Here is a 19,654-nt window from a genome sequence, read left to right on the forward strand (position 1 = left end):
TTGGCTTTTATAGCTAAACCTATATAAAGATTACTATCAGAACACATCGCATACAAAAGGATTAATCTAAAAACAGAATACTAGTGGACAAATTACCAAAGATTGCTTTACCCGCAATATTCATATTGATTGTACTTGTAATTTTAATTTCTAAATCAGCTATCACCATAGGTTCTGGAGATGCTGGTGTTTTATACAAAACCTTTGGCGGAGGTGTGGTTACAGATGAGCCGCCGATGGGAGAAGGCTTTCATATCGTCGCACCATGGAACAAGGTTTTCGTTTACGAAGTGAGACAACAAGAGGTTTTTGAAAAGATGCAAGTACTTTCTTCGAACGGATTGGAAATTAAATTGGATGCCTCTGCTTGGTTTGAACCTAAACGTGAATTCTTGGGTAAATTACACCAAGAGAAGGGAACTGAATATATCCAGCGCGTATTGCTGCCTACCATACGTTCCGCAGCAAGAAGTGTTGTTGGCCGGTACACGCCTGAGCAACTATATTCAAGTAAGCGAGACGCTATTCAAGCTGAGATATACGAAGAAACCAAGAAAATTGTTGATGGTCAGTACATTCAGTTGAACGAAGTATTGGTGCGTGATGTAACATTACCTGCTACGATTAAAGAAGCAATTGAACGTAAATTAAAGCAAGAGCAAGAATCATTGGAGTATAAGTTTCGATTGGTTACCGCTCAGAAAGAAGCTGAAAAAGTAACTATTGAAGCCCAAGGTAAGGCAGATGCAAATAGAATATTGAGTGCATCGCTAAATGATAAAATTTTACAGGACAAAGGAATAGACGCAACCTTAGAGCTTGCAAAGTCACCAAACTCAAAGGTGGTTATCGTTGGAAGTGGAGATTCCGGTCTTCCATTGATTTTAGGAAATAACTAAACTATATCAGGTTGAACGAGGTCAAAGCCATTTCGTCACAATTGGGACACCATGTTTAATGCCATGCTTATTAATTTTTCCATAGTTTAAAAAGCATTTTAATCCCTTAAGAATATAGTATCAACTCCAATAAATTAGAAAAAACAGCATTAAATTCATTACGACTACCAGTGCCATAAAACGGCCGTTTTACGGGACACTTTTACCAAAGCGGAAAATCTTTTGCAGGAGTGTCCTATTTCTGGTCCTTTTTAGTAGTTTCGTTAAATAACGTTTTACGGGACAATTATGGTACTAGGATATGCACGGGTCTCCACAAAGGACCAATCGTTGGATTCACAGAAGAACCTCCTTAAAAAGGCGGGCTGTGAAAAAATATATTCCGACGTCGCCAGTGGAACTAAAGAGGACAGAAAAGGGCTTAAGCGGATGCTCGAACATCTTAGGGATGGCGATACCGTTATTACATATAAGAACGATAGGATGTTCAGGTCATTAAGGAACATGATCGATCTAATAGATGTTTTCAATGATAAGGGAATTCATTTTAAGAGCCTGAGCGAACCGGAGTTCGACACCACTTCGGCCAACGGCAAGTTCCTTCTCCAGATATTTGCCTCCGTGGCCGAATTTGAACGGAACCTTATTTCCGAAAGAACAAAAATGGGTCTGGTCAACGCGAGGAAGAGAAAAAAATTATTGGGAAGGCCGAAGGGGGTGTCAAATGCGATAAAGGATAAATATGAGTACGCAAAACATCTTTATGATAACAGGGATATCCCGATAAGGGAGGCCTGTTCAAGGGCTAAAATCAGCAAAACTTCGTTTTACAGGGTGGAAAATGAAATATCCCAAAAAAAACTCTAAAATAAAAAGGATGGGGAAACCAAGAGCTTTTATGGAACAGCGGTGAATTATGAAATTAGCCTTAAGGAACATTCTTTAAATGATAAATTATATCACGGAAGTTCTTTTGAAGCGGTGATAAAAGAATTAATCAACACCAGATGCGCGACAAAGCTTCTTATTTCTATTAGTATTTTTTAGTAAAGACTGGGGAAATCAATAAAAATGATTCTCAAAAAAGCACGCTGAAAACACGCTGACAAAGAAAAAAGGCAGCTACATTTGAATGTAACTACCTGATTTTAAATCTCCTCCTCTTGGGCTCGAACCAAGAACCTTCTGATTAACAGTTGGTTGTGCTGTGTTAAAAATTATTTATCACTAAAAGCATTCATCCAGTAACATATCTAAAGTGAAGTAGATGAACTCATTTGTTGTACCTATGTTGTACCTGAAAATAAAAAAAGGCTTTAACATTTCTGTCAAAGCCTTTCGTACTCGAGGCGGGAATCGAACCCGCACGTCCTAAAACACTGGATTTTGAATCCAGCGCGTCTACCAATTCCGCCACTCGAGCATACTAGTTTTACAAAAGACGTTGTAAAACAGGACTGCAAAACTATAAAATATTTTGATTGCTGCCCTAAAATTCTGAACATTTATCCTTCTCCTACCCGAATTAATTTCTAAATTTGCACCTCCCTTAAAAAAACCTATGTAAATATAGGTGAAGTCGAGGGTATCAATAAACGCGTTGACAATTTTATCCATGCCGTACCAAGTTCCCGAGCCTAAAATTTTTGCCTGTACACAAAGTACCGTATTGGCAGAAAAAATCGCTAAATCGTACGGTGCCGATTTGGGCAACGTCCATTTTTCAAGATATAGTGATGGGGAGTTTCAGCCTTCTTTCGAAGAATCGGTACGGGGCGCACGGATCTTTATTATAGGTTCGACAAATCCAAGCTCGGAAAATCTCATGGAAATGCTGTTAATGCTCGATGCGGCAAAAAGAGCCTCGGCCCGTCACATAACGGCCGTAATGCCCTATTTCGGTTGGGCGAGACAAGATCGTAAAGACAAGCCACGGGTGCCGATTGCGGCTAAGTTAGTCGCAAAAATGCTGGAGGCGGCGGGGGCGACCCGAATCATTACGATGGACTTGCACGCCGACCAAATTCAGGGTTTCTTTGAAAAACCGGTAGACCATCTGTTTGCATCGACCCTATTTTTGCCGTATTTGAAAAAACTGAATTTAGACAATCTGACCATCGCCTCCCCCGACATGGGCGGATCGAAAAGGGCCTATGCCTATTCAAAAGCGCTGGAATGCGACGTCGTTATTTGCTATAAGCAACGCGCCAAGGCCAACGTGATTTCCCATATGGAACTGATCGGCGATGTGCAGGGAAAAAACGTAGTTTTAGTGGATGATATGGTCGATACGGCCGGAACCCTCACCAAAGCGGCCGATCTCATGAGAGAGCGAGGCGCATTGAGCGTAAGGGCCATTACGACACACGGACTTTTATCGGGCAACGCTTACAAAAAAATAGAGGAGTCAAAACTGTTGGAGTTGATTATCACCGATTCCATTCCAATTACTAAGGATAGCGAAAAAATAAAGGTTTTATCCTGTGCGGAGCTTTTCGCGGATGTCATGCATAGGGTCCATCATAATACTTCGATATCGTCGAAGTTTTTAATGTGATCTCCACCGGCAACGCTCTCAAATTTAAGGGTAGCCAACGGGAAGCATAAAACATATAGCTTTGCAGTAAGTGTAAGAGTAAGAGTAAGAGTAAGAAAAATAATTAATATTAATTAATAATTCTATCTATTTAAAATGAAGTCAATTAAAGTAAAAGGATCAGAAAGAGAAAGCGTGGGCAAGAAGGCAACGAAGGCCCTACGTAATGCTGGAAAGGTTCCTTGCGTTATATACGGAGGGGATAAACCGATACACTTTTCAGCGGACGAACTAGCGTTCAGGGATTTAGTGTACACCCCCGCCGCACATACCGTAAGCGTGGACTTCGGCGGAAAAATGGGCGTCGTCAGGGCCATTATGCAAGACATCCAGTTCCATCCGGTAACGGACAATATTTTGCATATCGACTTTTACGAGCTTTTCGATGATAAGCCAGTGACCATGAACATTCCCGTTCGTCTTCAGGGCAACGCGCCCGGCGTCAGAAACGGTGGTCGTCTGTTGTTCCGAAAAAGAAAGTTGTCAATCAAGGCCGTACCCGAGAAACTTCCCGATTTCTTTGATATCGATATTTCGAAATTGAAAATCGGAGATAATATTACCGTGGAAAGTTTGTTGAACGACGAATTTGAAATCCTACATCCCGAAACGACGGTTGTTGTGCAGGTGAAAACCATGCGTGCGGCCATAGTCGTCGAAGAAGATGAGGAAGGCTTGGAAGGCGTTGAAGGAGAAGAAGGTGTTGAAGGAGAAGAAGGTGCTGAAGGCGCAGCTGAAGGGGGCGAAGCTTCCGAAGGTGGCGACGAAAGTAAAGAATAGTTTTTCTTTGGAATGCCAAAAAAAAAGCATCCCGGCCTCGTGTCTGGATGCTTTTGTATTTTTATGGCCATTGATAGCCTGAAGAAAACCTACCATGTTACACTTTTTTAAATCCCTTTTCAACACTGACAAATCCCTCTTAGAAGAAACAAATGCCATGAAGAAATTTTTGATTGTAGGATTAGGAAATATTGGGGACAAATACACCGAAACACGTCACAACATCGGTTTCAAAACGCTGGATGCCCTTGCCGCGAAAGAGGATTTCACCTTCGCAACCGTAAAACTAGGCGACGTGGGAACTTACAAAATCAAGGGACGCAGCATACTCTGCCTAAAACCCTCGACTTTTATGAACCTCAGCGGAAAGGCGGTGAACTATTGGATGGAACAGGAAAAAATTCCTCTTGAGAATGTATTGGTCATCACCGACGACATCAATTTACCTTTCGGAACGATTCGTTTAAAGACCAAAGGTAGCGATGGCGGCCACAATGGGCTCAAAGATATTCAGAACGTGCTACAGACCACGAACTATAATCGATTTCGGTTTGGGGTGGGCGCTGATTTCGGACAAGGAAGACAAATTGATTATGTGTTGGGCGAATGGAACGATGCCGAGAAAAAAGAGTTACCCGAACGTTTTGAAAGGGCTTCTGCACTCATAAAATCCTTCGTCCTTGCGGGGGTCAAGGTTACGATGAACGAATTCAATGGCACTTAAGAGCCTGTTTAAAACCTACTTCATCGTTTGATTACTTTGGTTGTTCCCCTAGTGTTTTCACCTTCGAACTTGACGATATAGACACCCCGCGACAATCCGGTAAAGTCGAGATTGACCTGATTTCCGTTGGGGACGTACTCATCTTCTTTCACCAATTGGCCATCCACCGAAAAAATGGCAATGCTCAAACGTTCTTCGATCCCTCCTAAAAATAGTTGGGTAATGCCGCTTACCGGATTTGGAAACGCGGTCGGGCCGGTGGAAATGAAAAATTGGTCTTCATAGACTCCTTGGCAGATCTGGCCGGTGAAAACTTTAACAGTATTACTTCCAGTAGAGAGGTCCAATGTGATTTCGAACTTTTCCGTGCGCAGCGTTTTTCCGTTCAATATTACGGTATAGGCATCGGCACCTTCCATAGAAAGCATCACTTGGTTGCCGCTTTGGGCAATTTGCGAAGTAACGACCAAGGGTTCCGGTTCCACTACTGTTGCCTCGATGCAAAATGCCTCGTATTCAATTTCGGCTTCTGAACCGTTTATGCATACGGTATAGCTGCCGACAGAAAGGTTCGGGGCTGTAAACGTATCCGTAAAGGTATCGGTAATCGCAGTTCCGTTTCCGGTTATAGTTATCCTGTAATCAACCTCAGTAAGCAAAACGGCCTCTACCGTTATTTTGCCATCGTCGCTGCTGGGGCAGGACAAACTTTCTACGGATATCGAAAAGTTATCGCTGGGAAATCGGTAAACTGGGCATCCTGAAGCATCCACTTCGGCTCCTTCGGGGGTACCGAGGCACTGGTCGTCGCCATCGTCAAAAACACCGTCTTGGTCGGCATCCGGCCGAAAATCGCCCTCGATACAGACATCCAATGAAAAAGCGTTCAGAGAACCACCGTCCCCATTGGCAATATCTTGAATTTCCAAAATCCACTCCCCCAGAATGGATTCTCCCTTAAATGAATCCAAGTTACCCGAAGGCTTTACCGTGCCGGAGATACCCACAGCGGAAGCGGCACCACATATAAAATCGTTCGCATCATCGTCAAAAGTGGCGTTAATATTTTTAAAATCCCCGCAGGCATTGGCTACCAAGGTAACCGTAGTTTGCGATGGCGAAGTCAGGGTTATTATCACATCTTCCAAATAATTATGGTCGATGTTTAGGTTGACATTGAGATCCGAAATTTGTCGGTCTTCAAAGAAGGATATCGTTGAGACTACGCTGGGCTCACCCACCGATGAAATCACCTCTGGAAGACCGAAAGCTGCTTTCGTATCACAGCTAACCGGGATGGTAGTAAATGAAAAAGGAGAGCTAAAGCTTCCCTCACCACACTCGTTGAATGGTTTTATCCTCCAGAAATAGGTGACGTCGTTACCCAGATCTCTACCCATATAGCGGTTGGAGAATAGGACCGCAGTTTCGACAACATCTTCAAAGTTTTCATCCGTAGCAATCTGTATTTCGTAGGAGGTATAGGATGGATTTTCCTGCCATTCCAAGGCCACCCGCGCCGAGGTGTTTACGGATCCGTCGGTAGGGGATTCCAGAATCGCGTCGGGAAAATCGGCTTCGAACACGGTCAGGCGAAGACCGATCTGTCGGGTGATACTTGCGGAGGTAGCGGTCAGCAACAGGTCATAATTTCCTTTGGGAACGTTCCCTGTGTTATCGAAGAAGATGCTTACCGGCGTATCCCCCATAGTTACGGTATCCGCGGAAAACGAAACCTCAAGACCAGCGGGCGCATTGGCAATGCTAAAACGTACTTCCTCATCAAAATCGAGATAGGATTCATACACAAAGGGAATGGTCAAATCTTCGGATTGGCATATTTCGTAGTTCAAATCGGAAATATTCAGTACAATTTCGGAAGCCACGATCGAAAAATCGGATGCATTGACCGCGAGAAAGACATTATCGGCCGCCTTGACCATGACGCGGGCTTGGGATGTAGGCAACCCAGGAACTAGTATCTCATGTGTGCCATCGTTCGCAACGCCTTCGGCCAGGGCTACTGGAAAAGTGAGTCCGCCATCCGTGGACAACAAAATATCAACGGTTTGTGCATTTACCGGAGCGATATCGGTATCGGCAACGTCCCATATAATTTCTTGCACCTCCCCCGCAGCATAGATTTCATTGGCGGCTTGTGATATGACCAAAAAAGGCCCTGCCCTGTTCGTAACCGATACCGTGGTCAATTGGGAAACTACCTGCCCGCCACCCGGAGCATTGTCCCGCACCGTAAACGCAAAATTCATGTCCCGCTCAACCTCGGAAACGGTCTCCCACGCCGAGTTCAGTGCAGGATCGGTCTGGGTGAGCGAACCTGCGACCACCCGCGAAAGCATCGGAAAATAGCGGATCGGTTCGGCAATGGGCGGTCTGGACCTGAAATTCGCCCCGTTCGGATTCGTAGGTCCGAACGTAGCTTTTTTAACAATCCCATTATCAATCTGCTCCCAAGTATAGGTCAGGATATCATCCGGATCGGGATCTGTAGCGTTACCGCTTAAAACAAATGCGGTAGATTTAGGTATTACGTTCGTAGCAAGCGCATTTACGACAGGAGGATTATCCGCTATCGGAACCACCTCGCCACAAGTTTTGCCTGTCAAATTTTCGATAATCTGCTCGATACTGACATAGTGGAAATAATCGTCCCCGTTCGGTGTGACATTCTCGTTAACGATAATGCCCGCATAGCCCATAATCGTCGTGCCGCTTCCGGGCTCTACCTGTACGGTCGTGCCCTCCGATTCATAAGACCAACTATGGTTCGCGCCCAACTGATGCCCCAATTCATGCGCCACAAAATCCAGATCGAAAATATCCCCTTTGGGATTTTGGCTTGAAGAATAGGCACTGCCCTTTTGGTTATCGACACATATAGCGCCGATAAACCCGGCATTACCTCCGTTGCCGCCCTTGTGCAATACATGCCCGATATCATAATTAGCTTCTCCGACTTCATCGGTCAAGGCTTTTTGTCCCTGGTTACCCAATGCAGCCAATGTACCGCTGAAAGGATCGGTATCCGGATCCGTAAAAATTGCGGCATCAGTAGTACCGACAAGCTCAAGCGTTACCGCCAAGTCGGTCTCGAAAACTTCATTGACCCGTGTAATCGTGGCATTTATTGCGGCTAGCGCATCGGCCACTGTTCCCCCGTGAAAAGCGGTATACTCGGCCGATGTGGTTATGGCCAATCGATATTTTCGAAGCACTTGCCCATCGACCGGTTTGGCCGTCTGACTTCTAGATGTTTTGGCTATCCTATCCTTCGTGCTACAGATAAACTCGGTATTGGTAATGTTTTCCGAATCTCTTGAGTACATCACATAGGTCTCACCGGATACTTTTTGAACAAAACTGGTAGCGCGACCATCGGCATGCACGATCATCGCCTGTACCTCTTTTGGGGAGATACTAAACCTGACCCTATCCTTTGAATCATCCATACTATGACCGATGTAGGATTTTATCTGCGGATATTTTTGCGAGAGTTCAGGGGAGAAAACTGGGGATTCGACCACGCTATAAGCCGAAAAATCTCCCGCTCTATTCGGAAAATACACAATCTTGGAACCTTTGCCGGTAACCGAACCCAAAGACGCCTTGAAACGATTTTCCTGAAAGGAGAACACCTCGCCTTTTTGGACATCGAAGCGATCGGCTATTTTTTTGGTAACGGCATTTCTTGCGGACTGACGTTCCCAATATTGAGCCTGCGCCGAGGCGTAAAAGGAAAGAAATACCATGGTAATTGAGAAAAGTAAGCGTAATTTTGCGTGCATTCGGGAGGAGTTAACCAATCCCAAATATAAGCCTTTTATTACTTTTACTACGTGGTAACAGTCCAAAGCATCTCCAATTACGATCAAAGTCATCCCACGGCCATTACCATCGGCACATTTGACGGGGTGCATGTCGGACACCGTAAAATACTGGAACGCCTGATGAAAACCTCGGCTACCGGAGCGCTTAAATCCACCGTTCTTACCTTTTTTCCGCACCCCAGAATGGTGCTACAAAAAGATGTGGATATTAAATTGCTGAGCACGATAGGTGAAAAGACCAAAATCTTAAAGGCCATGGGACTCGATCAGCTCATCATCCATCCCTTTACCAAAGAGTTTTCACGGCTTTCCGCGACCGAATTCGTTCGCGACATTCTAGTCAACAAGCTAAAAACCAAGAAAATTATCATCGGTTATGACCATCGTTTCGGTAGAAATCGCAACGCGAATATTACGGACCTAAAGACTTTCGGAAGTGCTTTGGATTTTGAGGTGGAGGAAATTTCGGCGCAGGAAATCGATGAGGTATCCGTCAGTTCGACCAAAATCCGGAAAGCCTTGAATGAAGGGGATATTCCTACTGCGAACGCTTATCTGGGCTACCATTATATGCTCACCGGAAGCGTTAAAAAAGGGAAGGGCCTAGGCCGACAAATCGATTTTCCAACAGCCAATCTGAACATTCCGGAAAGTTATAAATTAGTGCCCAAAAATGGGGTATATGCTGTGCAAAGCGAACTGTTCGGCAAAACGGTGCATGGTATGATGAATATTGGCTTCAACCCCACCGTTTCCGGAAAAAAGCAGGTTAGTATCGAAATTCATTATTTTGATTTCAATCAAGATTTATATGGACAGGAGATACAGGTAGACATTTTGCACCGCATCCGCGACGAGCATAAATTCGAATCCGTAGAGGCCCTTAAAAGTCAACTTCGCAAGGATAGGGAAACATCGCTTTCCTTAATTTCAAAGTAAGATGCCTAATCGTTTTCTTTTCTCGAAAATCGATAATTCACCACTCATCATTTTTCGGATTTTTTTCGGTATGCTGGTGGCCTTGGAGTGCTATGGCGCGATTCTGACTGGATGGATCAAAAGAACCTTGATCGAGCCGAAGTTTACCTTTAGTTTTATTGGTTTTGAATGGCTGCAACCCTTGCCCGGCTATGGGATGTATTTCTATTATTTTATCATGGGCACCTTGGGCATCTTGATCGCACTGGGTTACAAGTATCGCTTCACTATCATTTCTTTTACCCTGATGTGGTCAGGCGTTTACCTAATGCAGAAAACATCCTACAATAACCACTATTATCTGTTGGTACTCGTTTCAGGATTAATGTGTTTCTTTCCCGCCCATAGAAGCCATTCTTTAGATGTGCGGCAAAATCCGGCACTTAAAGCGGATGCCATGTACGCCTGGGTAAAATGGGCGATAATTTTTCAGCTTCTGATCGTTTACGTGTATGCCGCAATCGCCAAAGTATATGGGGACTGGCTCGATTTCGGCATCATCCACATTTTGATGCTCGGCAAGGCGCATTATCATGTTGTGGGTGACCTCTTACAACAACCTTGGATACACAAAATCATCGGCACCGTCGGAATTCTTTTCGATTTGCTCATCATACCGGCCCTGCTTTGGAAAAAGACCCGCAGGATCGCTTTTTTCATATCCATCTTTTTCCATCTGTTCAACTCCTTTGCCTTTCAGATCGGAATTTTCCCCTACCTCTCCTTGGCGTTCACGGTTTTCTTTTTTGAGCCGGAGACCATTCGCAAAATATTTTTCAAAGGAAAGACACCCTATGTGTTGAACAAGGTTGAAGCCCCATCCTACAAACCGGCACTCTATAGCCTTGGCGGTCTTTATTTTCTGTTGCAACTGGCGCTTCCTCTACGCCACCACGTCATCAAAGACGATGTACTGTGGACGGAAGAAGGCCACCGGCTCAGTTGGCGGATGATGCTGCGAAGCCGAAGCGGCACTATACAGTTTAAAGTGACAGAAAAAGAAAGCGGCAAGTCGGAAATCATCGATTTCAACGACCATCTTTCTAAAAAACAAAAGCGGCGCATCGCCGCCTATCCGGATTTTATTTGGCAGTTCGCCCAGTATCTAAAAAAAGAGTATGCGGAAAAGGGCATCCCGATCTCCGTGCATGCCGCCAATTCAAAGGTAAGCATTAATGGCAGGCCCTGGCGCGCCTTTATCGACCCCGAAGTCGATTTGGCGAACGCGAAATGGGATTATTTTTGGCATAACGAATGGATATTGCCGAGCTCCGGGGAAAAATAGTTTACCGATAATCCTATCTTTGCAAGAAATTTAAAACAAATGACCCGAAAACTCTTTACCCTTACCTGTGTGCTATTGTTGGCAATGGTCGGATGTAAGCATGAAAAAAAACAAAACGCCGAAGTCGTTACGACAAGCGCCGAAATCGATAGCACTACGGTGCAAGTGCCCGCATCATGGATTGAAAACCGGGTAGCCAAAGCCAAGGAGAAATTAGAGACCAGCGATGCCGGTAAAATCGTTTGGGAGGCCATGGAAGCCTCTGGTGGACTGTCAAAATGGTTCGCTAATGGTCCTATATCATTTCATTTTGACTACGAGCCATTAGATGGCGGCGAACCCCGAAACACCAAACAAGTTGTGGATACCTGGCGGAACCGGGCAAGGCACTTTTCCACGGTCGATTCGACCCAACAGTTCGGCTGGGACGGTGAGGCAGCATGGGTAAAGGCCAAAGATAGCAGTGTTTTCAACTACAACACCCGTTTCTGGTCGCTAACGCCCTATTTCTTTACAGGGCAGCCCTTCGTACTCGAAGGAAAAGGTACCCAATTGGAGCTTTTGGACCAAGTGACGTTTAAAGACAACTTATATAATGCAGTAAAAATCACTTACGATTCCGGTACCGGCGACGCCCCCGATGATTATTATGTACTGTATTTCAATACTCGGTCTAGAAAACTTGAGGTCATTCGCTACATCGTTTCTTACCCCGGTTATTTTGAAAAAGGAAAGCACCTACCCGAAAAGTTCATGGAACTCTTGGGCGAACAGACCGTAGAGGGTATCACGTTTCCCGAAAATTATAAGACCTATTGGCTGAACGAAGAAAATGCTCCGGGAGAACATATTACGGACATACAACTCTCTGAAATCCAGTTTCTACCGGAATTGGAGTCTACCTATTTTGATATTCCAAAAGACGCTCAGGTTTTGAAGGGGTTATAGGAATATCGCCACAACAAAACTCGCGTTGCACGAAATGTATGCCTAACCTAGGCTAAAAATGAATATCACGGATTACTTTCCCTCATAATCCAACAAGACGCCCTCTGAAATCCACTTGGCGAGGGCCTCTCGGTTTTCGGGCACCAGAATACGGTTTTGATCCTTTTTATTACGGATGTTTCCCACTTCGATAAACGTCATGGCCGGATGCGTCTTTTTGACCATGTACAACGAGGTTCGATCTGCAAACGTACCGGAATACACACGGTTGGGCTGGTATTTCTTATAGTTTTTTTGGAAGGTATTATGAATGCTCTCCGCTAGTTTTTTACCGTTTTTGCTCTTTTCATGATGGTAGAAAAAAACGTCGATATTCTGCCCAACGCTACGGCTGTCGACATGGGTAACGATCAAGCGTTGGTACATGCCCCGATGTCTTTCGTATAGCCCATTGACAATATCCACCCTTTGTTTCAAGCGTTTTACCTGGTTCAGGGGGATGGCCTTTTTCAAATAGGCCACCTCGTCGTGGTCGATCTCGAGGATACGCTCGTCGCGGATACCGTCGTTTTCATCACGGATAATGACATATACCATGGCCCCGTGGGAAATCAGCTCCCTTGCCAAACGCAAAGTGATATCGTATGCATATTCGTCTTCGGCGATGGTCTTGCCGCCATATTTGGCCATGGCACCTGGATCGGGGCCGCCGTGGCCCGAAACCAAATAATAGACGGTACCTGCTAAGCGTTTACTTTTTATTATTACCGTAGAATGTTTTTTCCCCAAAATAGGAATTTCCCTACTTTCGATTTTTTTGAATTCGGATGTTTTTCTTTGGATGGAGTCTACGACCGTAACGGTATCGAGGTCTGCCGGGGGAATACGATAAGTGCGCCCCGCATATAAGTGGACGCTATCACGGAGATTGTCCACATTCATGGCGATAAAATTATCATAGTTCGCATAGGGGTCCACTCCTTGTTTCCGTAAAAGGGATAGGATGCCATCCCCTTTTTCGGCGACCACGGTCTGAAGCGCATCTTGGGCAAAGCAAGATAGCGACATCCCAAAAAATAATACCAAGGTGCCAAGCTTCCGGATTCGAGAAAGGGAACAAAGATTCATTCGAAAAGTAAATTTCAATCCAAAAATCAAAAACAATGCCCAAAACGGGACGGTTTCCGTACAAAATTAAAGAACCCTTCCGTAATTTTGCATGCACTGCGTAAATTTAGTTAACGAGGTAGTCAACAATTTCATCCCGTTGCATCAAAAGCAAAGCCGATATGAAGCGTTCCATTTCCATTTTATACCTGACTGTACTTGTAGGTTTGTCTTCCTGTAACACCGAGAAGAAAAAAGATACCATTTCATCCCATAAAAAAGAAGAAACTTTAAAAAATGGAGATGCACAATCCGAAACAAAGCTAATGGATAAAGCCGACAGCTTGGTCCTCAAAACTATCGCGGCGCACGGAGGGGAACTTTACGATACCGCAAATTACAAATTTCGGTTCAGGGACAAAAATTACAGCTTTCACAATAAACCGGGAGGCTACACCTATACGGTAACGGGCCAAAAAGAGGGTAAAGAAATCCGCGATGTGCTAGAAAACGGAACCTTGACCCGCACTGTAGACGGAACGGAGAACGAACTTTCGCCCAAAGATGTCGTGAAATATACCGAGGCCCTGAATTCCGTAATCTATTTCGCCACATTGCCCTACAAACTGAACGACGCTGCGGTAAAAAAATCCTACGAGGGGCAAACCACTATCAAAAATCAGGATTATGAGGCGCTCTCGGTAACCTTTGCCAAAGAGGGTGGCGGCAACGACCACGATGATAAATTCATGTACTGGATAAATAGGGATACGAACACGATTGATTATTTGGCCTACAGCTATGAGACCAATGAGGGTGGCGTGCGGTTTCGAAGTGCCTATAATCCAAGAACAATAGGCGGTATACGTTTTCAGGACTATATCAATTATGAGGCACCCATCGGCACTCCCCTAAGCGAACTGCCCGAACTTTATGAAGCCGGGAAACTGAAGAAATTTTCTAAAATCGAGACTGAAGATGTGACCGTTATTGAAGATTGACAGCAGGGCAGGGTCTTAGATTTCGAAAATTTCTGTTTCGACGTTTTAAAGTTGTTGTTGAAAATTACAAGCCTTCAATGAGATACGATGCGTATATTGAGATCTACTGTTGGCAAATTCAAAGTTCAGAATAAAAGTGCTACAAATTGTACTGGCCCATAATTCCAGAAGCTTCGAATTTCCTGGAGGTCCTGATTCTTAATCAGGCAATTATATTCAAATTGTTATCGACCTAAAAGGGTATAGCTATACTACTTGCAAGTTCCTAATTATAACTCATCATGGTACTTTTCCATCTCATACCTCAGTGATTTTTTTACGGCCGCCCATTCCTGTTCGGTTATCGAAAAAACAACGGAATCTCGGCAACTTCCGTCGGCATTCAATCTGTGATTTCTTAAAACGCCATCTTGTTTGGCCCCGAGTCTAGCAATCGCCGTTCTTGAACGCGAATTATGCCAATCCGTCATAAATTGAACCGCGATGCAGTTTAGGTTTTCGAACGCATATTTAAGCAAAAGGTATTTGCATTCTGTGTTGACCCCGGTCCGTTGGTGTTTTTTCGCATACCAGGTAGATCCAATTTCCAAACGTCTATGTTCGGACTGCATGTTTAAATATCTGGTCGAACCGATGATATCGCCCTTGTTTTTGTCCAATACCACAAATGGAAATTCCGAGCCGTTTTGCTTTTGGTTTAATGCGTGTTCGATGTACTTATCAATATTGCTCGATGAGGGTACCGATGTAAACCAAAGTTCCCATAATTTTCCATCAGCGGCGGCTTTTAAGAGTCCCGCTTTATGCGATTTTTGCAGCGGAACCAGTTTTACTTTTTGTCCCTCTAATTCTATTGTTTTTAGCCAATTTTTCATTTTAAGCGTATCGGGTTGGTTTTGGTCCTCTGATTTCGAAAAAAGTGTCGTCGATTTTCCGAACAAGCATAAATCTTGCAGTCATAGTCATTAGTATTTTTTCCTTAATCGTTGCAACACGTAGATCAGCATATAGTTCAAGCGGAAAAAGGGTTAATACGCTTTATAAAACTTCCGTAAAACCCCTTCTGCCGGCTTATTCTGGGGCGTAAAGCGATTGTCTTTTGCGCCGCCGGATTTTTTGTGTTCGATAAACCATTTCCAGACATAGCCGCCGGCGAACCAGTCCTCGGGCCAGAATTCTTCGAGTATCGCTTGTGTGGCGTTCGCTTGGGCTGTCAGGTTCACGGGTTCTTCGTGGCGGTCGACTAGCCAAGGTTTCCAAGCGGTCTGGTCCGTGCTTCGATATCCGAATTCGGTAAAGAGTACGGGCTTTGAACAGGTGCCGCTCAGTGATTTGATGTTTTCTTTTTGCTTTTGCCATCCGGCTTTCAATTGTGCCACGGAGGGTGTTTTTTCTTCGGATAACGGGAAATAGGCATCGATGCCAATATAATCCAGATCTTGCCAAAAGGGAACGCGGGGGTATTCATCCCAATTGGCGGCGTAGGTCAGTTTTCCGTTATAGACCTTCCGTATTTTTGCGATGAGCCTTTGCCAATATTCAGGACGCATGAGTACGAACTGCTCCAGTTCGGTACCGATACAGAACAGCTCCGAACCGGTCTCCTGCGCCATTTCCGCATAGGTTATGATGAACTTATCGTAGGAATTCTCTAATATTTGCCAATCCACTTCAGAAGCCATTTTCAGGGTGCCGGTGAACTCGCCCTTCCAGATCCATATCTGGGGCTTGACCATTGTTTTGATGCCGTTCTTATGCAAAAGTTCGATGTATTGCATGGCGCCTTGCTTGGTCTCGCCGAACCATTGCCGATCCGTATTAAAGATGATTTCGGGGGAATTGATATCCTTTATAAAACCGAAAGGCATGAGCGCCGCATGATTGGCATGTAGTTCGATTACCTCAACAACATGCTCTTGGGCGATTTTCTCTCGGGAGGCTACAAAGCTTACGCCTTTGACCTTTTCCGTCACCTGACCATAACAGGAAAGCTGTATAGCACAAATAATAATCAGTACCCATCTACGCATACAATGCTTTTAACGTCTAAAATAGAGGTTTTAAGCGAACTATAGGATTCCCGCTCCAATATATAATCTGCACCAATGCGGATAGGATGTGGTCCAAAACGATTTTGCAATCTACATCAAGTTCTTCTTGAAAAAATCGATAGTCCGTTGCCAAGCCAGTTCGGCGGCTTCCCGGTCATAACGCGGCGTGGTATCATTATGGAAGCCATGATTTACGTTGGGATACGTATAGGCCGTATATTCGATATCGTATTTCTTCAAAGCTTCTTCGTAGGCGGGCCATCCGACGTTTACGCGTTCATCCAATCCGGCGTACTGTAATAAAAGTGGGGCGTTGATTTTGTCGATATCTTCTGTGGGCTGTCCGCCGTAAAAGGGAACGGCGGCGGCCAAATCGGAAATCCGTACTGCCATCATGTTAGAGATCCATCCTCCGAAACAGAAGCCGACCACGCCTATTTTTCCGGTACAATCCGGGACCTTTTTAAGGTATTCGTAACCTGCGATAAAATCTTCAAGCATTTCGTCGCGATCCCGCTTACTTTGCAATTCACGCCCATCATCATCATTGCCCGGATAGCCGCCAAGTGGGGTCAGCGCGTCCGGAGCCAAAGAGACGAACCCGGCCAAGGCAGCCCGACGCGCTACATCCTCGATATGCGGATTGAGACCGCGGTTTTCATGAACTACCACGATGCCCGGAAGTTTCCCCTTGGCATCTGCGGGTTTGGAAAGAAGGGCCTTTATTTCCCCGCCTCCTTTTGGGGATTTGTAGGTAATGTATTCCGTGATCAAACGGGGGTCTTCTTGTTTGATCTGGATTTTTTTGACGTAATCGGGTGAAATAAAACTTAACAAGGATCCCACGGTAATGCCTCCAACTGCATACGTGGATAGCTTATCGAGAAACAGCCTTCTATTGACCCTGTTATGCGCATAATCGTCGTAAAGATCGAACACTTCCTGTTTGATATCTTCTTTTTGGAGTTTTTTCATTTTCTTGTTCTTTTGATTTGTGATATAAAGGCGTTTGCCAACCTAAATTTACGAATCCTAAGATAGGGTTTTAGTTTTCGGTACCGCAGTAAAAAAATCAACTTCTCAAAAATTATAGGATATTCAACGCAATCGAAATAGGACCATATTAGGGTTACAATCAATAGACCCTATCTTGGTTAGCGTTCTTAGGAAGGGTTGTCATGGTAGTTGCTTAAATAGGAAGGATACCGTACTATTTCATCTCGTTCAAAGTCCAGTCATACTCATAATAGGACACTTTTGCACCATCGGGAAGTTTTTCGGCCCGGCATGTGTTGATAAAATCCACAATGCGTTGACCGTCTTTGGTAAAATCGGTCGCGTACCACTCGAAAATCTGGGAGAACTTTATATTATTTTTCGCAACCCTGATGAACTTGGGGTCGTTCAGGGCCTTTTTGGTCTGTTTTTCCAACTGCCGGTTTAAAGTCGCGGGCATATAGGCCTCGTCAATGATCGGCGGACAGCTCAACGCTCCGCAGACCAGCACAAAATGGAAACGGGGCTCATCGGGGAAATTGCCGCGTAGTAATTCGTTCTCGATAGCGTTCAAGGTAATTTGGGTACCGCCGATGTTTCTTTTTTCTTTATCGAAAAATCCGTCGATATCCATGGGTGAGTTAATGGGATAATTGTCCACGATGCCCTTAATGACCATCAGATTGTATCCGTTGATCCAAAAAGCCTGATATTCATCGACTTTATCCTTCGAAACGGATAGCTTTCCGGCCATTTCGACCAATGCATCCAATGCGTCGGGGTGGTCATGGATACCCTTATAATCGACCAATCCATCCTTTACATTTTTCTTTAAAAAAGCATCTGCCTTTGAAAAGAACTCCGAAGTTTTTTGGGCATAAGTCGTCGATATTATGCAAAAAAAGAGAATACCAAAGAACAGCAATGATTTCTTCATACCAGTAAATTTTAAACCTAGCATTCTATATAGGTCGTACTATATGTCATACCCTACAAAGGAAGTCAAAATTTAAATCCGTTCTAAATTGATGCCATACATTAAGTTCTTACCTTTAAAAGCGACAGAAGTCACTATCACCAGAAATAGTATGGAACATATAGTCATTATCGGTAACGGTATCGCAGGGGTTACTGCGGCGCGGCACATCCGAAAACTTTCAGACAAAAAAATCACCCTAATATCGGCAGAGACCGATCATTTCTTTTCCCGTACCGCCCTGATGTACGTCTATATGGGCCATCTGCGATGGACGGATATCGAACCCTATGAACATTGGTTCTGGGAGAAAAATCGGTTGGAACTAAAAAAAGCCTACGTCGATCGGATCGATACCGATGCCAAAGCCCTTTATTTTTCAGAAGGGGATGCCCTAAACTACGACAAACTGATCATCGCCACGGGATCCGTGACCAACACCTTTGGCTGGGAAGGACTCGAACTCGATGGCGTTCAGGGCCTAGTTTCCAAACAAGATCTCGATGCACTCGAAAAAAATGCCCCGAACAAGGAAATCTGCCCCAGTGCCGTAATCGTTGGCGGAGGATTGATCGGCGTCGAAATGGCGGAGATGTTACGCACCCGAGGCATTGCCGTCAGTATGCTGGTTCGTGAAGATGCTTTTTGGACCAACGTACTGCCCAACGGGGAAGCCGAAATGATTTCCCGCCACATCAAATCACACGGCGTAGACCTTCGACACAATACCAATCTCGATAAAATTTTGGGCGATGAAAACGGACAGGTACGCGCTATATTGGCAAAGGAAACCGGAGAAGAAATATCCTGTAAAGTCGTTGGCGTTACCACAGGCGTGAAACCGAATATCACCTTTTTAAAGGACAGCGGTATTGAAACCGATAAGGGCGTACTGGTCAATCGCAAGTTGGAGACCAATATTAAGGATATTTATGCCATCGGCGATTGTGCCCAACAACGCGAGCCCATTGGCAACCGGCCTCCGGTGGAAGCGGTTTGGTATACGGGCAGAATGATGGGCGAGGCCTTGGCGCAAACAATATGTGGTAATGCGTTTGAGTACAACCCCGGCCACTGGTTCAACAGTGCGAAGTTTTTCGATATCGAATACCAGACCTATGGATGGGTGTTTTCCGAGCAACGGAGAAAGGAATACGAGCAACATTTCCATTGGAAACATGAAGACGATACCAAATGCATCACGATTGCCTATCATAAAGACAACCAAAAGTTTTTGGGCATCAATACGTTCGGCATCCGCTTGCGACATGAGATAATGGACCGTTGGCTGACCGAAGAGCGCGAGGTATACTATGTTATGGAGTATCTGAGGGATGCCAATTTCGATCCCGAATTTTACGATACCTATGAAGCCGAAATCGTGAGCAAATTCAATTCGGAAATGGATACGAACATCAAGCCTAAAAAGAAAAACTGGAAACGGATATTTAGTTACTAAGAAAAC

General features: G+C 44.7%; 16 protein-coding genes and 1 tRNA gene. 10 read left to right on the top strand and 7 right to left on the bottom strand.

Annotated elements, in window-relative coordinates; all coding sequences use genetic code 11:
- Positions 1–83 precede the first annotated feature (83 nt).
- On the top strand, positions 84–899 hold the full coding sequence (locus tag BLT07_RS00090) for a prohibitin family protein (RefSeq protein WP_091864538.1): 816 nt from the start codon (positions 84–86) through the stop codon (positions 897–899).
- A gap of 288 nt (positions 900–1,187) precedes the next feature.
- Positions 1,188–1,766, top strand: a complete 579-nt coding sequence (locus BLT07_RS00095) for a recombinase family protein (RefSeq protein ID WP_091864540.1) — start codon at positions 1,188–1,190, stop codon at positions 1,764–1,766.
- A gap of 474 nt (positions 1,767–2,240) precedes the next feature.
- Here BLT07_RS00095 and BLT07_RS00100 read toward each other — a convergent pair.
- Positions 2,241–2,322 (bottom strand) — tRNA-Leu (locus tag BLT07_RS00100).
- Positions 2,323–2,514: 192 nt separating this feature from the next.
- Between BLT07_RS00100 and BLT07_RS00110 the strand changes: the two genes are divergently transcribed.
- From BLT07_RS00110 to pth, 3 genes are all read left to right on the top strand, one after another.
- Positions 2,515–3,456, top strand: coding sequence for a ribose-phosphate pyrophosphokinase (locus tag BLT07_RS00110; protein ID WP_091864543.1), 942 nt, complete (start codon positions 2,515–2,517; stop codon positions 3,454–3,456).
- Between the two features lie 135 nt (positions 3,457–3,591).
- Positions 3,592–4,275, top strand: coding sequence for a 50S ribosomal protein L25/general stress protein Ctc (locus tag BLT07_RS00115; protein ID WP_091864545.1), 684 nt, complete (start codon positions 3,592–3,594; stop codon positions 4,273–4,275).
- A 94-nt stretch (positions 4,276–4,369) separates the two neighbouring features.
- Entirely contained in the window at positions 4,370–4,999 is a 630-nt protein-coding gene (gene pth / locus BLT07_RS00120; protein ID WP_091864547.1) for an aminoacyl-tRNA hydrolase, read from the top strand.
- A 20-nt stretch (positions 5,000–5,019) separates the two neighbouring features.
- Here the strand turns inward: pth and BLT07_RS00125 are convergent, their stop codons facing one another.
- On the bottom strand, positions 5,020–8,805 hold the full coding sequence (locus BLT07_RS00125) for a reprolysin-like metallopeptidase (RefSeq protein ID WP_091864549.1): 3,786 nt from the start codon (positions 8,803–8,805) through the stop codon (positions 5,020–5,022).
- 51 nt (positions 8,806–8,856) lie between these two features.
- On the opposite strand from BLT07_RS00125, the gene BLT07_RS00130 reads away from it, so the two are divergent.
- The 3 genes from BLT07_RS00130 to BLT07_RS00140 are packed head-to-tail and all read left to right on the top strand — an operon-like array spanning position 8,857 to position 12,058.
- Complete coding sequence (locus tag BLT07_RS00130; RefSeq protein ID WP_091864551.1) at positions 8,857–9,786, top strand: bifunctional riboflavin kinase/FAD synthetase; 930 nt, start codon at positions 8,857–8,859, stop codon at positions 9,784–9,786.
- Position 9,787: 1 nt separating this feature from the next.
- On the top strand, positions 9,788–11,110 hold the full coding sequence (locus BLT07_RS00135; protein WP_091864553.1) for an HTTM domain-containing protein: 1,323 nt from the start codon (positions 9,788–9,790) through the stop codon (positions 11,108–11,110).
- A 39-nt stretch (positions 11,111–11,149) separates the two neighbouring features.
- On the top strand, positions 11,150–12,058 hold the full coding sequence (locus BLT07_RS00140; protein ID WP_091864555.1) for a DUF6503 family protein: 909 nt from the start codon (positions 11,150–11,152) through the stop codon (positions 12,056–12,058).
- Positions 12,059–12,130: 72 nt separating this feature from the next.
- Here the strand turns inward: BLT07_RS00140 and BLT07_RS00145 are convergent, their stop codons facing one another.
- Positions 12,131–13,186, bottom strand: coding sequence for an N-acetylmuramoyl-L-alanine amidase family protein (locus BLT07_RS00145; RefSeq protein WP_091864557.1), 1,056 nt, complete (start codon positions 13,184–13,186; stop codon positions 12,131–12,133).
- A gap of 161 nt (positions 13,187–13,347) precedes the next feature.
- Between BLT07_RS00145 and BLT07_RS00150 the strand changes: the two genes are divergently transcribed.
- Positions 13,348–14,166 (top strand): DUF6503 family protein, encoded by an 819-nt coding sequence (locus tag BLT07_RS00150; RefSeq protein ID WP_091864558.1) that lies wholly within the window; start codon positions 13,348–13,350, stop codon positions 14,164–14,166.
- 269 nt (positions 14,167–14,435) lie between these two features.
- Here the strand turns inward: BLT07_RS00150 and BLT07_RS00155 are convergent, their stop codons facing one another.
- The 4 genes from BLT07_RS00155 to BLT07_RS00170 all read right to left on the bottom strand — a co-directional run bounded on the left by BLT07_RS00155 (position 14,436) and on the right by BLT07_RS00170 (position 18,150).
- Positions 14,436–15,041: a GNAT family N-acetyltransferase gene (locus BLT07_RS00155; protein WP_091865526.1), complete on the bottom strand. Its 606-nt coding sequence runs from the start codon at positions 15,039–15,041 to the stop codon at positions 14,436–14,438.
- Between the two features lie 153 nt (positions 15,042–15,194).
- Entirely contained in the window at positions 15,195–16,196 is a 1,002-nt protein-coding gene (locus tag BLT07_RS00160; protein ID WP_091864560.1) for a glycoside hydrolase family 113, read from the bottom strand.
- A gap of 111 nt (positions 16,197–16,307) precedes the next feature.
- A complete protein-coding gene (locus BLT07_RS00165) occupies positions 16,308–17,192 on the bottom strand; it encodes a dienelactone hydrolase family protein (protein WP_091864563.1) in 885 nt (294 codons plus the stop codon).
- 235 nt (positions 17,193–17,427) lie between these two features.
- Positions 17,428–18,150 carry a DUF547 domain-containing protein gene (locus BLT07_RS00170; RefSeq protein WP_091864564.1) on the bottom strand — a complete coding sequence of 241 codons (723 nt, stop codon included), beginning with the start codon at positions 18,148–18,150 and terminating at the stop codon, positions 17,428–17,430.
- Positions 18,151–18,301: 151 nt separating this feature from the next.
- Here BLT07_RS00170 and BLT07_RS00175 point away from each other — a divergent pair, with 151 nt between their 5' ends.
- Positions 18,302–19,648 (top strand): NAD(P)/FAD-dependent oxidoreductase, encoded by a 1,347-nt coding sequence (locus BLT07_RS00175; protein ID WP_091864566.1) that lies wholly within the window; start codon positions 18,302–18,304, stop codon positions 19,646–19,648.
- Positions 19,649–19,654: the final 6 nt, after the last annotated feature.

Source organism: Pricia antarctica (assembly GCF_900101815.1).
Taxonomy (GTDB): domain Bacteria; phylum Bacteroidota; class Bacteroidia; order Flavobacteriales; family Flavobacteriaceae; genus Pricia; species Pricia antarctica.